A 15,594-nucleotide genomic window follows, 5' to 3' on the forward strand; every position below is an offset into this window, starting at 1 on the left:
AAAAATAACAAAATTTATGAGCCGAGCGATTTGACCAATTTCATTCCACTCTAAAAAGGATTTCGTATCGCGGATTGCTGGTATATTTTCTAATTGAGAGGGTTGTGCGTAGTATGACGTCGATTGACTGATAAGATGGCGATGCGTGTGGGGCGGATTGAAGTTTTGTAAAAATATCCAACCCTTACAATTCTAGATAAACGATTGCTGGTCAAGCCTATCAAAAGACCGAGAGTTTGAGTGGCTGTGATTTTTGTCTGTGCGTGTCGGGCGGGTTTGGGCAATCATGTGGGATCTAAAGCCAAGTTGACGGGTCGGGCTTAAGACATTCTCAACTATCGACAGAGGGGGACGTGATGAGCGAAGTCTATAGATTGGAAAATCCCTGCCATCCCGGCGGGTTTCTGCGCCGCAAAGTCTTCGAGCCCCGCAATCTGACGGTCATGGGAATGGCCAGCGTACTTGGCATCACGCGTCAATCGCTGTCCGATTTCCTCAACGAAAAGATCGGGCTGGATGCCGAAATGGCCTTTCGGATCGAGAAGGCGTTCGGATTCAATATGGAAATGATGATGGAGATGCAGAACCGCTTCGACATCGCTCGGGTGCGCAAGCGTGAGAGGACCATACAGAACGAGTTGATTGCCCGGGCCAAAGCACAGATGGCAAAGACCGGGCCTCAGGTTGCCAGGGGCAGACCTCAGACCGCTGCGCTAGGCCGTCAGCGCGCGATCGGGTGAGGTTTGGCCTGCCTCGATCCTGCGGCCCGGCATCCGGGATACCGGGCCGATGGACGGGCTGGTGGAAGGCCGTATCCTTCCACCCATCCTGAACCTTTGGAAAGACAGTAAACGATCGGCCTGAACCGAAGAATATGGTTTGACGATTGGGTGCCGGAGCCGTGACGATAGCTGCCGGCTGGTAAGGGCTTGGTCCTGCGCTTGGCGCTTCAGGAAACGCGCATTCGGCTCCTCTGGAATCGTGCGTCCCGGGCATTTGTCATTCTCTGACGGCCCGATAGGACACCTTCATGACGGTCTGGCGCCCCCCTTCGGAGATCCGCGTGAAGGCCTTGGGCCTGCCCTGGCGGGGGCGCCGGCTGCTGGTCGCCGAGGTCTATGCCGATGACGGGCGCCTGAAGGGCGTGCGGCCGCTCGGGGGCAGCGTCGCATTCGGCGAGCGGGCGGACGCGGCGCTGGTGCGGGAATACCGAGAGGAACTCGGCCTCACCGTGCAGGTTCTCGGTGCCCCGCTCGTGATGGAGAATCTTTATACGCACGAGGGCAGCCCGGGGCACGAGGTGCTGTTCCTATTCCCGGTCGCCCTGCCGCCCGGCCCGCTCGATACGCAGGAGTCCATCGTCTTTCACGAGGATTGTGGCACGGCTTGCGTCGCGCGCTGGTACGATCTGGAGGAACTGGATCGCGATGGTGGACCTGAGCTTTATCCGGTCGGGCTGAAGGCGCGGCTTCTGGCCGAGGGACGGCCGTACTCGGACGCGTAGGACCGCAGCGACGTGCAGCCTCTTCCGGTCCCTGTCACCTGCAAGACGCCGCTGCTAAGCTTCCCGGTGGGATCAACCTCGTCGGGTCCGCCTCCGTGCCACCTGCCATCACCGCCTCGGCCCTCGATCTGATCGGCGGCACGCCCCTGATCGCCCTCGACCGTGCCCATCCTGGACCGGGCCGCATCCTGGCGAAGGCCGAGTTCATGCAGCCCGGCGGGAGCGTGAAGGACAGGGCGGCCCGGGCCATCCTGCTCGCCGCCCGGGCGGATGGTCGCCTGGCCCCGGGGGCGCCCGTGGTCGAGATGACCAGCGGCAATATGGGGGCCGGCCTCGCCGTGGCCTGCGCGGCGCTCGGGCACCCGCTGGTCGTGACCCTGTCGGCGGGGAACAGCCCGCAGCGGGCGCGGATGCTCGAAGCCCTCGGGGCGGAGGTCGTGCTGGTGCCGCAGGTCGATGGCCTGCCCGGGCAGGTGACCGGGGCTGATGTCGCGGCCGCCGCCGAAGACGCGGGGCGACTCGCCCGGGAACGCGGCGGCTTCTACGTCGATCAATTCCACGCCCCGGAGGGCGTCGGGATCCACCGGGATACGACCGGCCCGGAGATCTGGGCGCAAACGGGGGGACAGGTCGATGCGTGGGTCGCGTCCGTGGGGACGGGGGCGACCTTCCTCGGGGTCGCGGCGGCGCTGCGCGCGCGCAATCCGCATGTCGTCTGCGCGGCGGTGGAACCGGCCGGCTGCCGGCCGCTGGCGGGCGAGCCCGTCGCCAAGCCGCGCCACGTCCTGCAGGGGACGGGCTACGGCAGCGTGCCGCCGCATTGGGATGCCGCGCTCATGGATCTCGCCCTCTCGGTGTCGGACGATGAGGCCGCGCGATGGCGCCGGCTCCTGGCGACGCGGGAGGGCCTGCATGTCGGCTACTCGGCCGCCGCCAATGTCTGCGCCGCCGTGGCTCTGCTCGCCTCAGGCCGCCTGCCGGCCGACGCGGTCGCCGTCACGGTGCTGTGCGACACCGGTCTCAAGTACTGAGGGTTGTGGGCTCGGGCGCTCCGCCTTTGCCGCTTTGCCCCCGCGATGCTAGAGCCCAGCGACCCCATCGGTTCGGGTCCTCCGCGACGCCGCGGCCGATGCGCCCGGACGTTCCGTCCGAAGCGGAGACGGGTGCTGGCGGAATCATGACGACACGACCACCCCCACGCGGCGGCCCGAACGGGCGCAAGCCCGGAGCCGGCAAGTTCTCGCCTGGCAAGTTCTCGCCTGGCAAGTTCCAGTCTGACGGGCGCGCCCGCACCGGCCCGCGCACCAGCGCCCGCGATGCCGCCGAGCGCGCCGCCCGCAACCGCGGCGACGATGCCGGCACGCGCGATCCCTGGACCGCGCAGGGCACGCCCCATGCTGTCGCGGCGGCCGCCGCAGCCGCCGCGAAGCCGAAGCCGCGGCCTGCCCCGGTCGCGCGCGACGAGGCCCCGCCCCCGCGCAAGGCGCCGTCTCGGCCAAGCGCCAGGCCGGCCGCGAAGGCGCAGGCCAGGCCCGCCGAGACCCGGCCGGAACCGCCGGCCCCGCCGGCCGGTCCGACCCGGCGTGAGCAGCGCGCCGCCGCCTCCGCGACCCTCGCCTCCGGGGTGCAGACCCTGACGGTCGAACCGGACGAGGCCGGCATGCGCATCGACCGATTCTTGACCGCCCGCTTCCCGCTCCTGCCCTTCACCCGGGTCCAGAGCATCGTCCGCAAGGGCGAGCTGCGGGTCGATGGTAAGCGCGCCAAGCCCAACGATCGGCTGGAGCCGGGCATGAGCGTGCGCGTGCCGCCGCTGCGCCTCGACCAGCCGACCGAGCGCCCCCGCAGCGCCGCCCGCGAGCAGGACGATGCCGAGTTCATCCGCTCGCTGATCCTCTACGAGGATGCGGACATGATGGTGCTCAACAAGCCCTTCGGCCTCGCGGTCCAGGGCGGGTCGGGCACGGTCCGCCACGTCGATGGGCTGCTCGCCGCGCTGACCGGGCCGGACGGCCAGAAGCCGCGCCTCGTCCACCGGCTCGACAAGGACACGGCCGGCTGCCTGATCATCGCCAAGACCCGGCTGGCCGCCGCCACCCTCGCTAAAAGCTTCCGCTCGCGAGCCGCGCGAAAAATCTACTGGGCGCTCACGGCGGGCGTGCCGCGGGTGCGCCAGGGTCGGGTCTCGACCTACCTCGCCAAGGACGAGCCGACCGATGCCGATGCGCGCATGCGGGTCGCCAAGCACGGCGACGAGGGCGCGAGCCACGCGCTCACCTATTACGCCATGGTCGATCAGGCCGCCCAGAAACTGTCCTGGCTGTCGTTCAAGCCGGTGACCGGGCGGACCCACCAGCTGCGCGCCCACGCGGCCCATATCGGCCACCCGATCGTCGGCGACCCGAAATACTTTTCCGTGGAGAACTGGGAGCTGCCCGGCGGCATCCAGAACCGGCTGCACCTGCTCGCCCGCCGGATCGTGATCCCGCATCCGCGCACCGGCCGGCCCGTGGATGTCAGCGCGCCGCTGCCGCCGCACATGGCCCAGAGCTGGAATCTTCTGGGCTTCGACGCTTCCCGCTACGACCCGATCGTCGAGGCGCCGGAGAGCTGAGCCCGCAGAAACGGCACGATGGCCTCCGCCAGGGCGTCGGGGGCTTCCATGGGCAGCATGTGGCCGGAGCCGGCGATCACCGTCAGGGTGGCGCCGGGGATGCCGGCCTGCAGCTCCCGCGCCTCGTCGAGGCTGCGCAGGCTGTCCTGGGCGGCGGCAACGACCAGGGTCGGGCAGGCGATGGCGCCGAGCCGATCCACGTCGCTTTCGCGCGGCTGCCCGGCCTGGCGCAGGAACACCTCCCCGCCGAGGCGGTCGCCCATCTCGCGGATGCGGGTGATCAGCGCCGCGTCGCCGGCCCGGTCCGGATGGACTGATCCAACAATCGCGGCCCGGCTGAGCCCGGAAAACCCCTGGCTGCGGACATTCGCCACCGCCGCCGCCTTCCGGCGCGCCTGGGCCGGCGTGTCGGCCCGGGCCGAGGTGGCGATCAGCACGAGCGCCCGGACCCGCTCCGGCGCCAGGCGGGCAATCTCGCGCGCCACGTAGCCGCCCATCGAGAAGCCGATCAGGGCGAATCGCTCCGGCGCCTCCCCGGCGACCCGGTTCGCCATGGCGTCGATGCCGGCGTCCCGGGTGAGGTCGCCGTGCAGCACCGGGCCGAGGGGCGCGAGGCGCGGGAGCATGTCCGCCCAGAGGTCGGGATCGGTCATGAAGCCGGGGAGCAGGACGAGGGTCATGGCGCGCTCTTGCGGGTCGGCCGCCGGAGAAATCCGGTGACGCGCGACCCGCGATCCGGAGGTGTCGCGCCCGGCACGCCTTGGCAATCGGCCGCCTCGCCTCATATGCTGATCCGCGACCCGCCGTTCCGCCGCGGGGCCGATTTCCCGCGGTTCGAGACCCTGACGCATGAAGCTCGCGACGCTGGCCTGCCTCGCCGCCCTCTGCCTGGTCGGGCCGCCCGCCCAGGCCGCGCCGGGCGAGGCTGCCAAGCCGGCCGCGCCGGCGAATACCGCTCCGCCGGCCAACGCGCCGAAGCCGGCTCAGCCCGTCCCGGCGGCCGATGCGCCGCAGCCGGCCGCGACCCCGGCCCCATCCGCGGCCCAGCCGCAGGCTGCCCCGCGTCCGGCGTCGAGCGGCCGGGCCGAGCGCCGGCGGCGGTCCTACGCGGCCTGCAACCGCGCCTCCCACCAGCGCGGCCTGCGCGGCGGCCGGCGGCGGCGGTTCCTGATCCGCTGCCGGCTCGGCTACGAGCGCACGCACGGCCAAGCAGCGCAGCCGGGTGCCGCCCAGCCGGTGCAGCCGGGCCGCAAGCCGTGACCGACCGCCCCGTGCCGGGCGCGCCCGGGCGATGAAGCTCATCGTCTTCGACGTCGACGGCACCCTGGTCGACAGCCAGCACCTGATCGTCGCCGCGCAGGGGCTCGCCTTCGCGGAGAACGGCCTGCCGGCCCCGGGCCGGCGCGAGGCGCTCTCGGTGGTCGGGCTGTCGCTGCCGCAGGCGTTCCGGCGCCTCGTCGGCGAGGACGGGCCGATCGCGGAGCTCTCCGAGAGCTACAAGCAGGCCTATAACCGCCTGCGGATCGATCCGGCCTACGAGGAACCGCTGTTTCCCGGGATGGGCGACCTGCTGGCCCGGCTGCATGCCCGCGAGGACGTGCTGATCGGCCTCGCCACCGGCAAGTCCCGGCGCGGCGTCGACCGCCTGATCGAGCATCACGGCTGGGCCGACTGGTTCGCCACCACCCAGAGCGCGGACGACGCCCCGTCGAAGCCCGATCCGACCATGCTGCGCCAGGCGATGGCGGAGGCCGGCTGCGGCCCCGAGGCCACCATCATGGTCGGCGACACGACCTTCGACATCGGCATGGGCGTCTCGGCCGGGGCCGTCGCCGTGGGGGTCGGCTGGGGCTATCACCCGGCCGGTGCCCTCTACGGGGCGGGGGCGGTCACGGTGGTGTCGAGCGCGGGGGCGCTGGAGGGGTTGTTTTCCGGGGGGGAGCCTCCGAGCTCGCCCACTTGGCCGTCATCGCGAGCGTAGCGAAGCGACCCAGGGAATCGCATTGATCGGAGAACGCGCGCCGCTCTGGGTTGCTTCGCTCCGCTCGCAATGACGGCGCGACGTCCAACGAGGCTCGCCGACGAACCCCAAAACCCCTATCTCGCATCCATGAGCGATCTGACGAACGACTGGCTCGGCGAACCGGGCGGCGCGGAACGACCCGATCCCGTGCAGGCGGCGCGGGGCCACGCCAAGCCCGCCCTGCCGCGGCGGTTCTACAAGGAGTCCGGCTTTTCCGAGGCGGCGGACGGGTTCCGGCTGACCCTGGACGGCCGTCCGGCCAACACCCCGGCCCGCAACCCGCTGAGCCTGCCGACCCGGGCCTTGGCGGAGAAGATCGCGGCCGAATGGGCGGCCCAGGAGACGGTGATCGACCCCGCCAGGATGCCGCTGACCCGGCTGGCCAATACCACCATCGACGGCGTCGCCCCCCGGCACGCGGCGGTGGTCGAGGATCTCTGCGCCTATGCGGGCACGGACCTCGTCGCCTATCGGGCCGGAGATCCGGAGCGGCTGGTCTCGGCCCAGGCCGCCGCCTGGGACCCGATCCTCGACTGGGCCCGGGAGACTTTCGGCGCCCGGGTGATCCTCAGCGAGGGCGTGATGCATGTCGCGCAGCCGCCCGACACCGTCCGGGTGCTGTCCGAGGCGGTGGCCGCGGTGGAGAGCCCGTTCCGGCTGGCCGGCCTGCACACGCTGACGACGCTGACCGGCTCGCTGCTGATCGCGCTCGCAGTGCTGCGCGGTCGCCTCACCCCCGCCGAGGCCTGGGACGCGGCCCATGTCGACGAGACCTACCAGGCAGCCGTCTGGGGCCGGGATGCCGACGCCGAGGCACGGCTGGCGATCCGCCGGGTGGAATTCGAGGTCGCGGCCGAGCTGATCGCCAGCGTCTGAGCCGCCCGTGGGTGGATTGCGCAGATGCGCGTGCGCAACATTCCAAGACTCGCTGTGGCGCTGTAGCTGAGCCGGCTGACATCCCGCGAGGATTGACCTAGGGTCCGAAGAAATCAGTCATCGGATCACCAATGCGCGCCGATCCTTGTCATCGCAATCGTTTCGAAGATGAATTGGCCGCGCTCCTCGCCAGCAAGCACGCGTCCGACGATTCGGAAGCCCGTCAGGCGCTGTTCGCGGCCCTGTCGCGGCTGGAACGGCAGGCGCTGATCGCCGGCGCCGCGGATCCGACCCTGCGCAAGATCGCCGAGGCCCGGTTCCTGGTGGGGATCCTGCGCGACGCGATGCGCCCGTCGCGGATCGCGCCGCTGCGGAGCCTGCTGCGGATAGCGGCGGAGACGCGCCGGCTCGCGGAGATCGATCTCGATCCGGTTTGAGGCGCGGTCCGACCTTTCACGGCCGTCATTGCGAGCGGAGCGAAGCAACCCAGGGCAGCGCGCGATCCCCGAAGGTGGCGCATCACTGGGTTGCTTCGCTGCGCTCGCAATGACGGTGGCGTCCCTCGCGCCGACCGCTTACCCTGCCGGCTGGGCCAGCGCGTCCCGCACCTTCCCTTCCAGCGAGGCGGGCTTCGCCGATGGTGCGAACCGGGCGATCACCTGGCCGTTCCGGCCGACCAGGAACTTCGTAAAATTCCACTTGATCGCCTTGGTGCCGAGCAGGCCTGAGCGGGCCTGCTTCAGGTGGTCGAACAAAGGTTCGGCCTCCGGGCCGTTCACCGCCACCTTGCCGAGCACCGGGAAGCTGACGTCGTAGGTCAGGGAGCAGAAGCTCGCGATCTCGGCGGCGTCCCCGGGCTCCTGGGCGCCGAACTGGTTGCAGGGGAAGCCCAGGACGGTCAGGCCCTCGGCCCGATGCGCCCGCCACAGCGCCTCCAGCCCGGCATATTGCGGGGTGAAGCCGCAGCGCGAGGCCGTGTTGACGATGAGCAGCACCGCGCCGCGATGCTGCGCGAGGGGATACGGGCTCCCATCCGCCGCGGGAACCGTGAAATCGTGGATCGTCGTCATGCCCGATCAGTCGGGCAAACCAGCGGGGGCCGCAAGAGGCCTACGCAGCCTTGACCTTCTGCACGTCGAAACTCGGGCCCTGCGGGGTCATCCGGTCGTGGGAGACGATCCGCTCGTCCGGACCGACCACCCCGAGGCTGACGTCCCGGTCGGGCAGGACCACCGTGGTGGTCTTGTTGACGTGCACCAGCACGTGGCGGCGCAGCGGCACCGACGCCGCCGCCCAGCGCTTGAGCTGACCGTAATAGGGCTCCCGGCGCCAGGCATTCGCCTGGCCGGGATCGACCTGCACGTTCATGTTGCGGGAGAGCGGGTCCAGCGTGAGCACCATCTTGGCGCGGTCGGGCTTCCATTCCGGGCCGAGCCAGCTCTCGGTCATCCAGAGGCAGTGGAACGCCCGGCAATGGTCGGGGCGCGTCGCGTGGATCGCGCAGCCCTGGCCGGCCTTGGTGTGGCGGCACCACTGGCCCGCGACGCTCTCCACCGCCGGCACGTCGTAGACCTTGCAGCACAGGGTGCAGGCGCCGCAGGCGCGCCCGGGGGCCGGTTGCGCCACGAAGGTTTCGGGATTCAGCATGGATCGTGCGTCGCGCGGGTCAAACACGGTGGCATGCATCCGGCAACGGCCGGGCGCGGAGCCGCCGGGCTACCTGCACGGGCATCGGGTCGGTAGTGTGGCGGCTTCCCTGGGATGAGGACGGTGCGAACGATGCTCTCGAATCTCGCGACCCGCGACGTCGAAACCCTGCTCCACCCCTACACCAACCTCTCGACCCACCGGCACACCGGCCCGCTGGTGCTGGAGCGCGGCGAGGGCGTCCATGTCTACGACACGGAGGGCCGATCCTACATCGAGGGCATGTCGGGCCTGTGGTGCACGGCGCTCGGCTACTCGAACGCGGAGCTGGTCGAGGCCGCCCGGGTCCAGATGGGCCGGCTGCCCTTCAGCCACCTGTTCTCCGGCCGCAGTCACGATCCCGGGATCGAGCTGGCCGAGACCCTGAAGGAGCTGATGCCGGTCCCGACCTCGAAGATCTTCTTCACGTCGTCCGGGTCCGAGGCGAACGATACCCAGGTCAAGCTGACCTGGTACTACAACAACGCGCTGGGCCGGCCGAACAAGAAGAAAATCATCGCGCGGCAGAAGGGCTATCACGGCGTCACGGTGGCCAGCGCCTCGATGACCGGGCTGACGGCGAACCATGCCGATTGGGACCTGCCGCTGCCGGGCTTTCTGCATGTTGCCTGCCCGCATTTCTATCGCGGCGCTGAGCCCGGCGAGACCGAGGAGGCCTATTCGGCCCGCCTCGCCGCCGAGCTGGAGGAGACGATCCTGCGCGAGGGGCCGGAGACGGTGGCCGCCTTCATCGCCGAGCCGGTGATGGGCGCCGGCGGGGCGATCGTGCCGCCGCGGGGCTACTTCGCCGCGATCCAGGCGGTTCTGGCGAAATACCAGGTCCGGCTGATCGCCGATGAGGTGATCTGCGGCTTCGGCCGGCTTGGCACCTGGTTCGGCAGCGAGGCCCTGGGGATCCGGCCGGATTCGATCTCCTTCGCCAAGGCCCTGACCTCGGCCTACATGCCGCTCGGCGGCGTCAGCATCGACGAGCCGCTCTACCAGGCGATGATCGGCCAGAGCGAGAAGCTCGGCACGTTCGGGCACGGCACCACCTATTCCGGGCACCCGGTGGCGGCCGCGGTGGCGCTGAAGACGATCGAGATCTACCGGCGCGACCGGGTGATCGAGGGCGCGGCCGAGAAGGCGCCGCATTTCCAGCGCCGGCTCGCGGCGCTCGCCGACCACGACATCGTCGGCGAGGCCGGGGGCATCGGGCTGATCGGCGGCCTGGAGATCGTCGCCGACAAGGCCAGCAAGCGCCAGTACGACCCGAAGGCCGGCGTGGCCGCCCGCTGCGTCGCCTTCGCGCAAGGAGAAGGCCTGATCGTGCGGTCGCTGGCCGGCGACCGCGTCGCCGTCTGCCCACCGCTGATCATCAGCCCCGACGAGATCGACGCGCTGTTCGACCGCCTCGGCCGGGCGCTGGACCGCACCCGCGACTGGATCCGCGCCGAGGGGTTGGAGGCGGTGGGCTAAGGGTTTGAACCGAGCCCTTTCGAGGTGTTTGACGCGCCCTGTCCCGCTTGTCGTGCGACGCCCGGATCCTTGCAGCGGCGACTCTGTCACCCTCCGCGTCATCCCGGGGCGCCGCAGGCGAGCCCGGGATCCAGAGCCGCCGACGGTGTAAGATCTTGAACGGATGGCGGTTATGCATCCCGGGCTCCGCTTCGCGGCCCCGGGATGACAGAGCGAAAGCTTGGGCGTGCGTGCAATTCCCAAGCTGTTGACGGAATTGTCTTCATCGAACGCCCCCAACGGCACCTCACACCGGGTCGCGCTGCGCCTCCGCCTGCGCGGTGGTCTGGATGCCGGTCGTGGTCAGCGGTGTGATCCGTAAGGTCGTGATCCGGTTCTTGGCCTTCCGGATCACCTGGAAGCGGAAGCCGTGGAAGTTGAAGGCGGTGCCCTGGTCAGGAATCGTCCGGGCCTCGTGGATGACCAGGCCCGCGATGGTGGTGGCCTCGTCGTCGGGCAGGTTCCAGTCCATGGCGCGGTTGAGGTCGCGGATCGGGACGCCGCCGTCGACGTTGACCGAGCCGTCGCCCTGCGGGCGCACGCCGGAGACCGTCACGTCATGCTCGTCGGCGATCTCGCCGACGATCTCCTCCAGGATGTCCTCCAGGGTCACGAGCCCCATCACCTCGCCGTACTCGTCGACCACCAGGGCGAAGTGGGTCTTCTTGGTGAGGAAGGCCTTGAGCTGGGCGCGCAGCGAGGTCGTCCCCGGCACGAACCAGGTCTCCAGCGCCAGGGCCTCGACCTTCAGCCCCGAGGCGTCGCCGCCCGCGGCATCGAGGGCGCGCAGCAGATCCTTGGCGTGGAGCACGCCGACGATGTTCTCAGGGGTCCCGCGCCACAGGGGCATGCGCGTGTAGGGCGAGGCCAGCACTTCCCGGACGATGTCCTCGGACGGCTGGTCGGCGTCGATCGCCCGCATCTTGGTGCGGTGGACCATCACGTCCGAGACCGACAGGTTCGACAGGTCGAGCAGGCCACCGAGCATGTCGCGCTCGGCCTTGGCGACGCCGCCCTCCCGGTGCATCAGCGCCACCTGCCCGCGCAGTTCCTCGGAGGCGGTGAGGATCGACTGGTGCTCGCCGATGGTGATGCCGAACGGCTTCAGCATCAGCCGCACCAAGTGCTCGATGGAGATCGCCGCCGGGCCCATGATGGCGACCGCGAAGGCCACCGGCCGGGCCATCAGCAGAGCCGCCTTGTCGGGCTTGGAGATGGCCAGCGTCTTCGGCAGCACCTCGGCGAAGACGATGACCAGCACCGACATGCCGACGGTCGCGTAGATAACGCCGTTCTTGCCGAACAGGGCGGTGAGCACGCTGGTGGTGAAGGCCGAGGCGCCGATCGCCACGATGTTGTAGCCGATCAGCATCGCGCCGATGAAGCGCTCGCGAATCGCCAGGATCCGGTTGACGATCGCCGCCCGCGGGTCGCCCGCCTGTTCCAGGGCGTGCATCCGCGCCCGGGAGGCGGCGGTGAAGGCGGTCTCGGCCCCCGCGAAGAAGGCCGAGAGCAGCAGTGAGATCACCACGATGCTCGCGGCGAACCACAGGTCGATATGGGTGTCCATCGTTTCCAAGAGGCACGACTCGGGCAGCGGGAAAGCCGCCCATATAACGTCTTGCGCGGGTTATTGCGCGCCGATCCGACGCACCGTCCACGTCGCCCAGTAGACCGGCCGCCCGTAGAGGCTCGACCCGTCGCGTCCGGAGGCCGTGGGGGCGAGCCGGTCGAGCCAGGTCAGGAATCCGGCCTTGCCCGGATAGACCGCCGGGGTGTCGAGGTTGCCCTGCGCGTCGGTCATCCAGAAATGCGCGCTCCGGTCGAAGCGGCCGCTGCCGTCGCCCCCTGAGCGCAGCCCGAGATAGGTCGACGAGCGGCCGGCCTCCACCGGGTCGGCGTAGAGGGTCAGCGCGCCGATCCCGTCGAGGTTCAGGTCGGGGGTGTATTGCAGGCAGATATCGGCCACCGGGCCGCCCGGGGCGTTGGCCGGCCGCTGGCAGGTGTAGGAGATCGCCCAGCGCTGCATCCCCTTGGCCCGCGCCACTCGGACCACGCTCCCGGGCGGCAGCGGCCCGGCGAGTCTTTTCGCCGCCGACCAGACTTTTGCGGCCGACAGGTCCTTCGACGTGCGCAGGTAGAGGGCGGTGCGGCGCTTGTCCGGGGCGAGGCCGCAATCCTCGGGCAGGACGTCGGTGTAGACGTAGTGATAGGTCCGGTCGACGATGCTGATCGAGCCTGCCAGCCCGTGGGTCTCGAAGGCCGGGGCCGGGCAGGCCGAGGCGATCGGCTTGCCGGCCTCGTCGGCCACCGGGGCGGGGTTGGGCAGCGTGCCGCGCCCGCCCGGGGTGAACGGCGTCCAGGCGAGCCCGTAGCCGTCCGGGCTGCGGGTGCGGATCTCGAAGGTCTGGAAGTCGAGGGTCCGGGCCGCGATCTGGACTCGGCGCCTAATGTCGGCCGGCTGCGCCGCCGGCTCGTCCCGCTCGGCCCGGCGACCGCGCCGCCGGGTCGGGGCGTCGTCATCCGGCTCGCCGCCGACCCGCTCCTGCCCGAGCAGAAACACGTAGCTGTAGGCTTCCCCGGCCCAGTCGCGGCCCGAGACCGCGATCGGATCCCGGGGGCCGATGCCCTCGGCAGCCGGCTCCGACGCGCCGCGCCGGCCTGAGCGCTCCTCCGGGAGATCGACCCAGAACCGGTCGGCCGAGGGCGGCAGCGTCGTGGCCAGCGCCTCCGGGCTGCGGCCGGTGCGCAGCGACCCGCCGTCGCGGCTGTCGGTGGCGCGCCGCTCCGGGCAGGGCTCGTCCCGGCGGCGCGACGCCACCGGGCTCTGGCCCTGAAAAATCATTTGCAGCGGGCCGGGCGCCTCGGCCCGCGGAAGCCGCAGGATCTGGACGCCGCGCACGAACGCGCAGGGCGCCGGCGCGATCAGCACGCCCTCGGCCTCGGCCCCGTCGCGGCAGATCTCCAGGCCGCCGCCGCCGGTGACGTAGCAGCTCGGCGCGCTGGCCTCGGTGCCCGCGGCCCGGGCCTGGACCGGACGCGTCGCCCCCGCGACGAGGGCAGCCGCGAGGGCGGAGGCCACCAGCAGCGCCGCGGCTCGCGCCGTCGGGTGCCGGGGCTTGTCGGCGCTATTCGCGTCGCGATCGACGATATCGGCAGGCCTCATCCCGGCAGCGTTCAAAGATGTCACGTCTATCGCCGCTGTCGATCCAATTGTTCGGAAGGTCTGGCAGGCTCTAGCCTACGGTCCTGCGGCCGGGAAGTGGCGCGGACCACGCAAACCCGGCCGGCTCGTCCGGCGCGGCGAACTCGGCGCGCCTTCGCCCGTTGTCGCGGCTTGAGGGCGGAAACGCCAAGCCCTTCGAGCCTCGGGAGAACAGCGCATGGATATCGCCGTCGACACCGTCACCGACATCGTTCTGCGGCTGCGCGCCATCGAGGTGAAGGAAGGCAACACCGATCCGGATTCGGGCTCGAACCCGATCGACGACGGCTCCACCGACGTCCTGATCTCGGGAACCGACGACGCCACGGAATCCGAGGTCCGCGGTGCCATCGCGGGCCTCGACGACGATTCCCGGGCCGAGCTTCTGGCCCTGCTCTATATCGGCCGCGGTGACATGGAGCCGGAGGAATGGGGCGAGGCGGTGCGCTTCGCCCGCGAGCGCGAATCCGTCGGCGAAGGCGCCGTGAAGGAATTGCTGGGCGCACCGGATGCCGGCGACCTGCTGGAGGAGGGCCTCGACGCGATGGGGCTGACCCCCGAATTGCCCCAGGCCTGAAGCGGCGACTGGAGTTCGGCGGCATGGCTTCCCGGGTTCGCCGAGGCGTCAACAAGGCGGTGCGGGTCCTCACCCGCCCGGTCCGCCGCGCCCAGGGGCATGGCGGGACGGGCCCCGGCGGGCTCGTGGTCGAGCCCTATCGCGGTTACGGCTCGCGCCGCGAGATCTTTTTGATCGGCCGGGTGTTCCGGCAATCGCCGGGCATTCCCGGAGAGGACCCGGATTCTTTGAGGGCGCAATGGCGCGACCTGCGCCGCCGGATCGCCCGGCGCACGGTGGCGGGCGCCGCGATCACCGCCCGGTTCGGCGGTGACGCGGCCCGGGTCGAGACCGATCGGGACGGCTATTTCCGCCTGCACCTGCATCCGCGCGCGCTGCCCGGACGTCCCGGCGCCTGGCAGCCGGTGGAACTCGTCCTGGAGGACGAGACGCCGATCCAGGCCGAGGGTGCGGTGTTCATCCCGCCCGAGGGCTGCCGCTGCGTCGTGATCAGCGATATCGACGACACGGTGATGCATACCGGCGTCGCCAACAAGCTGAAGATGCTGTGGCGGCTGTTCGTCGAGGATGCCGACAGCCGGGTTGCATTCCCGGGCGTCGCCGCCCTGTACCGGGCGCTCCATGCGGGGGCCGGCGGGGCCGAGGGCAACCCGATGCTCTACGTCTCCCGCGCGCCCTGGGGCCTCTACGAGATGCTGTCCGAGTTCTTCCAGCGGCACGGCATCCCGGTGGGGCCGGTGCTGTTCCTGCGGGAATGGGGCCTGTCCTGGACGCATCCCCTGCCGCGCCGGGCCACCGACCACAAGCAGGCGCTGATCCGGAACATGCTGTCCCTCTATCACGACCTGCCCTTCGTGCTGATCGGCGACAGCGGCCAGCACGACCCCGAGGTCTATGCACAGATCGTCGAGGAGCATCCCGGGCGAGTGCTCGCCGTCTACATCCGCAACGTCTCCAACGACGCCGCCCGCGTGGAGGAGATCGTCCGGCTCGCTGGGGCCGTGGCCCGCTCGGGCTCCAGCCTGGTTCTCGCCGCCGACAGCGTCGCCATGGCCGAGCACGCCGCCGGGATCGGCCTGATCACCGCCGAGGCCGTGGCCCGCGTCGCCGACGAGCATGCCGGCGCCGACATGCCGCCCCGCCGCGAGACCGCCCGCATCACCGCCGAGCCTCCCATGCCCGGCGAGGCCGCCACCGAGGCCGCGATCGCGCCCGACGCCGTGGCGGACGCGCTCATCGGAGACGGAACCGTGCCCGCCACGGTGGTGGTCGAGCCCGAACACCCGGCGGCCCTGCCCCGGGCGGCGGGGTGACTTTTCTGGGGGAGACCGAGCTGTCCCCCAAGCACCGCCATTGCCAGCGCAGCGACGCAACCCAGTGATGCGCCACGGTTCGGGGATCGCGCGCTGCCCGGGCTTGCTTCGCTGCGCTCGCCATGACGGTGAGGTTCACACCTCGTCGCGCTAGAACCGTTGCCAGTGCGCCTGCCGCCCCGGACCGTCCCTAGAACCGGCCGGCAACCAACCACCGCACCTTCCAGACGCGACTCCAACTCTCGCAGCTCTTCAACCACGTTCAATTCGCGATGCCG

General features: G+C 70.5%; 16 protein-coding genes. 11 read left to right on the top strand and 5 right to left on the bottom strand.

Annotation, left to right across the window (positions count from 1 at the left end; translation table 11 throughout):
• Positions 1-356 precede the first annotated feature (356 nt).
• From MKL20_RS00485 to MKL20_RS00500, 4 genes are all read left to right on the top strand, one after another.
• Positions 357-740 (top strand): HigA family addiction module antitoxin, encoded by a 384-nt coding sequence (locus MKL20_RS00485; protein ID WP_244035045.1) that lies wholly within the window; start codon positions 357-359, stop codon positions 738-740.
• A 290-nt stretch (positions 741-1,030) separates the two neighbouring features.
• Complete coding sequence (locus MKL20_RS00490) at positions 1,031-1,504, top strand: NUDIX hydrolase (protein WP_244035046.1); 474 nt, start codon at positions 1,031-1,033, stop codon at positions 1,502-1,504.
• Between the two features lie 95 nt (positions 1,505-1,599).
• On the top strand, positions 1,600-2,535 hold the full coding sequence (locus MKL20_RS00495) for a PLP-dependent cysteine synthase family protein (protein ID WP_244035047.1): 936 nt from the start codon (positions 1,600-1,602) through the stop codon (positions 2,533-2,535).
• 146 nt (positions 2,536-2,681) lie between these two features.
• Positions 2,682-4,118 carry an RluA family pseudouridine synthase gene (locus MKL20_RS00500; RefSeq protein WP_244035048.1) on the top strand — a complete coding sequence of 479 codons (1,437 nt, stop codon included), beginning with the start codon at positions 2,682-2,684 and terminating at the stop codon, positions 4,116-4,118.
• On the opposite strand, the gene MKL20_RS00505 is transcribed toward MKL20_RS00500, so the two are convergent.
• On the bottom strand, positions 4,085-4,798 hold the full coding sequence (locus MKL20_RS00505) for an alpha/beta fold hydrolase (protein WP_244035049.1): 714 nt from the start codon (positions 4,796-4,798) through the stop codon (positions 4,085-4,087). The genes MKL20_RS00500 and MKL20_RS00505 overlap by 34 nt on opposite strands.
• A gap of 169 nt (positions 4,799-4,967) precedes the next feature.
• Between MKL20_RS00505 and MKL20_RS00510 the strand changes: the two genes are divergently transcribed.
• The 4 genes from MKL20_RS00510 (at position 4,968) to MKL20_RS00525 (ending at position 7,454) form a co-directional block, all read left to right on the top strand.
• Positions 4,968-5,378, top strand: coding sequence for a hypothetical protein (locus tag MKL20_RS00510; RefSeq protein ID WP_244035050.1), 411 nt, complete (start codon positions 4,968-4,970; stop codon positions 5,376-5,378).
• 31 nt (positions 5,379-5,409) lie between these two features.
• On the top strand, positions 5,410-6,099 hold the full coding sequence (locus MKL20_RS00515) for an HAD-IA family hydrolase (RefSeq protein WP_244035051.1): 690 nt from the start codon (positions 5,410-5,412) through the stop codon (positions 6,097-6,099).
• Positions 6,100-6,228: 129 nt separating this feature from the next.
• Positions 6,229-7,017, top strand: coding sequence for an ATP12 family chaperone protein (locus tag MKL20_RS00520; protein ID WP_244035052.1), 789 nt, complete (start codon positions 6,229-6,231; stop codon positions 7,015-7,017).
• A 173-nt stretch (positions 7,018-7,190) separates the two neighbouring features.
• Entirely contained in the window at positions 7,191-7,454 is a 264-nt protein-coding gene (locus tag MKL20_RS00525) for a hypothetical protein (protein WP_244035053.1), read from the top strand.
• Between the two features lie 138 nt (positions 7,455-7,592).
• Here MKL20_RS00525 and MKL20_RS00530 read toward each other — a convergent pair whose 3' ends face one another.
• Positions 7,593-8,087 (bottom strand): glutathione peroxidase, encoded by a 495-nt coding sequence (locus tag MKL20_RS00530; RefSeq protein WP_244035054.1) that lies wholly within the window; start codon positions 8,085-8,087, stop codon positions 7,593-7,595.
• Between the two features lie 40 nt (positions 8,088-8,127).
• Positions 8,128-8,664, bottom strand: coding sequence for a hypothetical protein (locus MKL20_RS00535; protein ID WP_244035055.1), 537 nt, complete (start codon positions 8,662-8,664; stop codon positions 8,128-8,130).
• Positions 8,665-8,796: 132 nt separating this feature from the next.
• Between MKL20_RS00535 and MKL20_RS00540 the strand changes: the two genes are divergently transcribed.
• Positions 8,797-10,182: an aminotransferase gene (locus tag MKL20_RS00540; RefSeq protein WP_244035056.1), complete on the top strand. Its 1,386-nt coding sequence runs from the start codon at positions 8,797-8,799 to the stop codon at positions 10,180-10,182.
• A 286-nt stretch (positions 10,183-10,468) separates the two neighbouring features.
• Here MKL20_RS00540 and MKL20_RS00545 read toward each other — a convergent pair whose 3' ends face one another.
• Positions 10,469-11,791: an HlyC/CorC family transporter gene (locus MKL20_RS00545; RefSeq protein ID WP_243963700.1), complete on the bottom strand. Its 1,323-nt coding sequence runs from the start codon at positions 11,789-11,791 to the stop codon at positions 10,469-10,471.
• A 60-nt stretch (positions 11,792-11,851) separates the two neighbouring features.
• Positions 11,852-13,387, bottom strand: coding sequence for a hypothetical protein (locus tag MKL20_RS00550; RefSeq protein WP_244035057.1), 1,536 nt, complete (start codon positions 13,385-13,387; stop codon positions 11,852-11,854).
• A gap of 217 nt (positions 13,388-13,604) precedes the next feature.
• On the opposite strand from MKL20_RS00550, the gene MKL20_RS00555 reads away from it, so the two are divergent.
• Complete coding sequence (locus tag MKL20_RS00555) at positions 13,605-14,003, top strand: DUF3775 domain-containing protein (RefSeq protein WP_244035058.1); 399 nt, start codon at positions 13,605-13,607, stop codon at positions 14,001-14,003.
• Between the two features lie 23 nt (positions 14,004-14,026).
• Positions 14,027-15,316 (top strand): App1 family protein, encoded by a 1,290-nt coding sequence (locus MKL20_RS00560; RefSeq protein WP_244035059.1) that lies wholly within the window; start codon positions 14,027-14,029, stop codon positions 15,314-15,316.
• Positions 15,317-15,594 lie beyond the last annotated feature (278 nt).

Source organism: Methylobacterium sp. E-066 (assembly GCF_022829635.1).
Lineage (GTDB): Bacteria > Pseudomonadota > Alphaproteobacteria > Rhizobiales > Beijerinckiaceae > Methylobacterium.

Excerpts from the sequence above, each read along its gene's own strand:
- MKL20_RS00485 (WP_244035045.1), top strand. The coding sequence starts at position 357 with ATGAGCGAAGTCTATAGATTGGAAAATCCCTGCCATCCCGGCGGGTTT.
- MKL20_RS00510 (WP_244035050.1), top strand. The coding sequence starts at position 4,968 with ATGAAGCTCGCGACGCTGGCCTGCCTCGCCGCCCTCTGCCTGGTCGGG.
- MKL20_RS00545 (WP_243963700.1), bottom strand. The coding sequence starts at position 11,791 with ATGGACACCCATATCGACCTGTGGTTCGCCGCGAGCATCGTGGTGATC.
- MKL20_RS00540 (WP_244035056.1), top strand. The coding sequence starts at position 8,797 with ATGCTCTCGAATCTCGCGACCCGCGACGTCGAAACCCTGCTCCACCCC.
- MKL20_RS00505 (WP_244035049.1), bottom strand. The coding sequence starts at position 4,798 with ATGACCCTCGTCCTGCTCCCCGGCTTCATGACCGATCCCGACCTCTGG.
- MKL20_RS00515 (WP_244035051.1), top strand. The coding sequence starts at position 5,410 with ATGAAGCTCATCGTCTTCGACGTCGACGGCACCCTGGTCGACAGCCAG.
- MKL20_RS00560 (WP_244035059.1), top strand. The coding sequence starts at position 14,027 with ATGGCTTCCCGGGTTCGCCGAGGCGTCAACAAGGCGGTGCGGGTCCTC.
- MKL20_RS00550 (WP_244035057.1), bottom strand. The coding sequence starts at position 13,387 with ATGAGGCCTGCCGATATCGTCGATCGCGACGCGAATAGCGCCGACAAG.
- MKL20_RS00500 (WP_244035048.1), top strand. The coding sequence starts at position 2,682 with ATGACGACACGACCACCCCCACGCGGCGGCCCGAACGGGCGCAAGCCC.
- MKL20_RS00555 (WP_244035058.1), top strand. The coding sequence starts at position 13,605 with ATGGATATCGCCGTCGACACCGTCACCGACATCGTTCTGCGGCTGCGC.
- MKL20_RS00520 (WP_244035052.1), top strand. The coding sequence starts at position 6,229 with ATGAGCGATCTGACGAACGACTGGCTCGGCGAACCGGGCGGCGCGGAA.
- MKL20_RS00530 (WP_244035054.1), bottom strand. The coding sequence starts at position 8,087 with ATGACGACGATCCACGATTTCACGGTTCCCGCGGCGGATGGGAGCCCG.
- MKL20_RS00490 (WP_244035046.1), top strand. The coding sequence starts at position 1,031 with ATGACGGTCTGGCGCCCCCCTTCGGAGATCCGCGTGAAGGCCTTGGGC.
- MKL20_RS00535 (WP_244035055.1), bottom strand. The coding sequence starts at position 8,664 with ATGCTGAATCCCGAAACCTTCGTGGCGCAACCGGCCCCCGGGCGCGCC.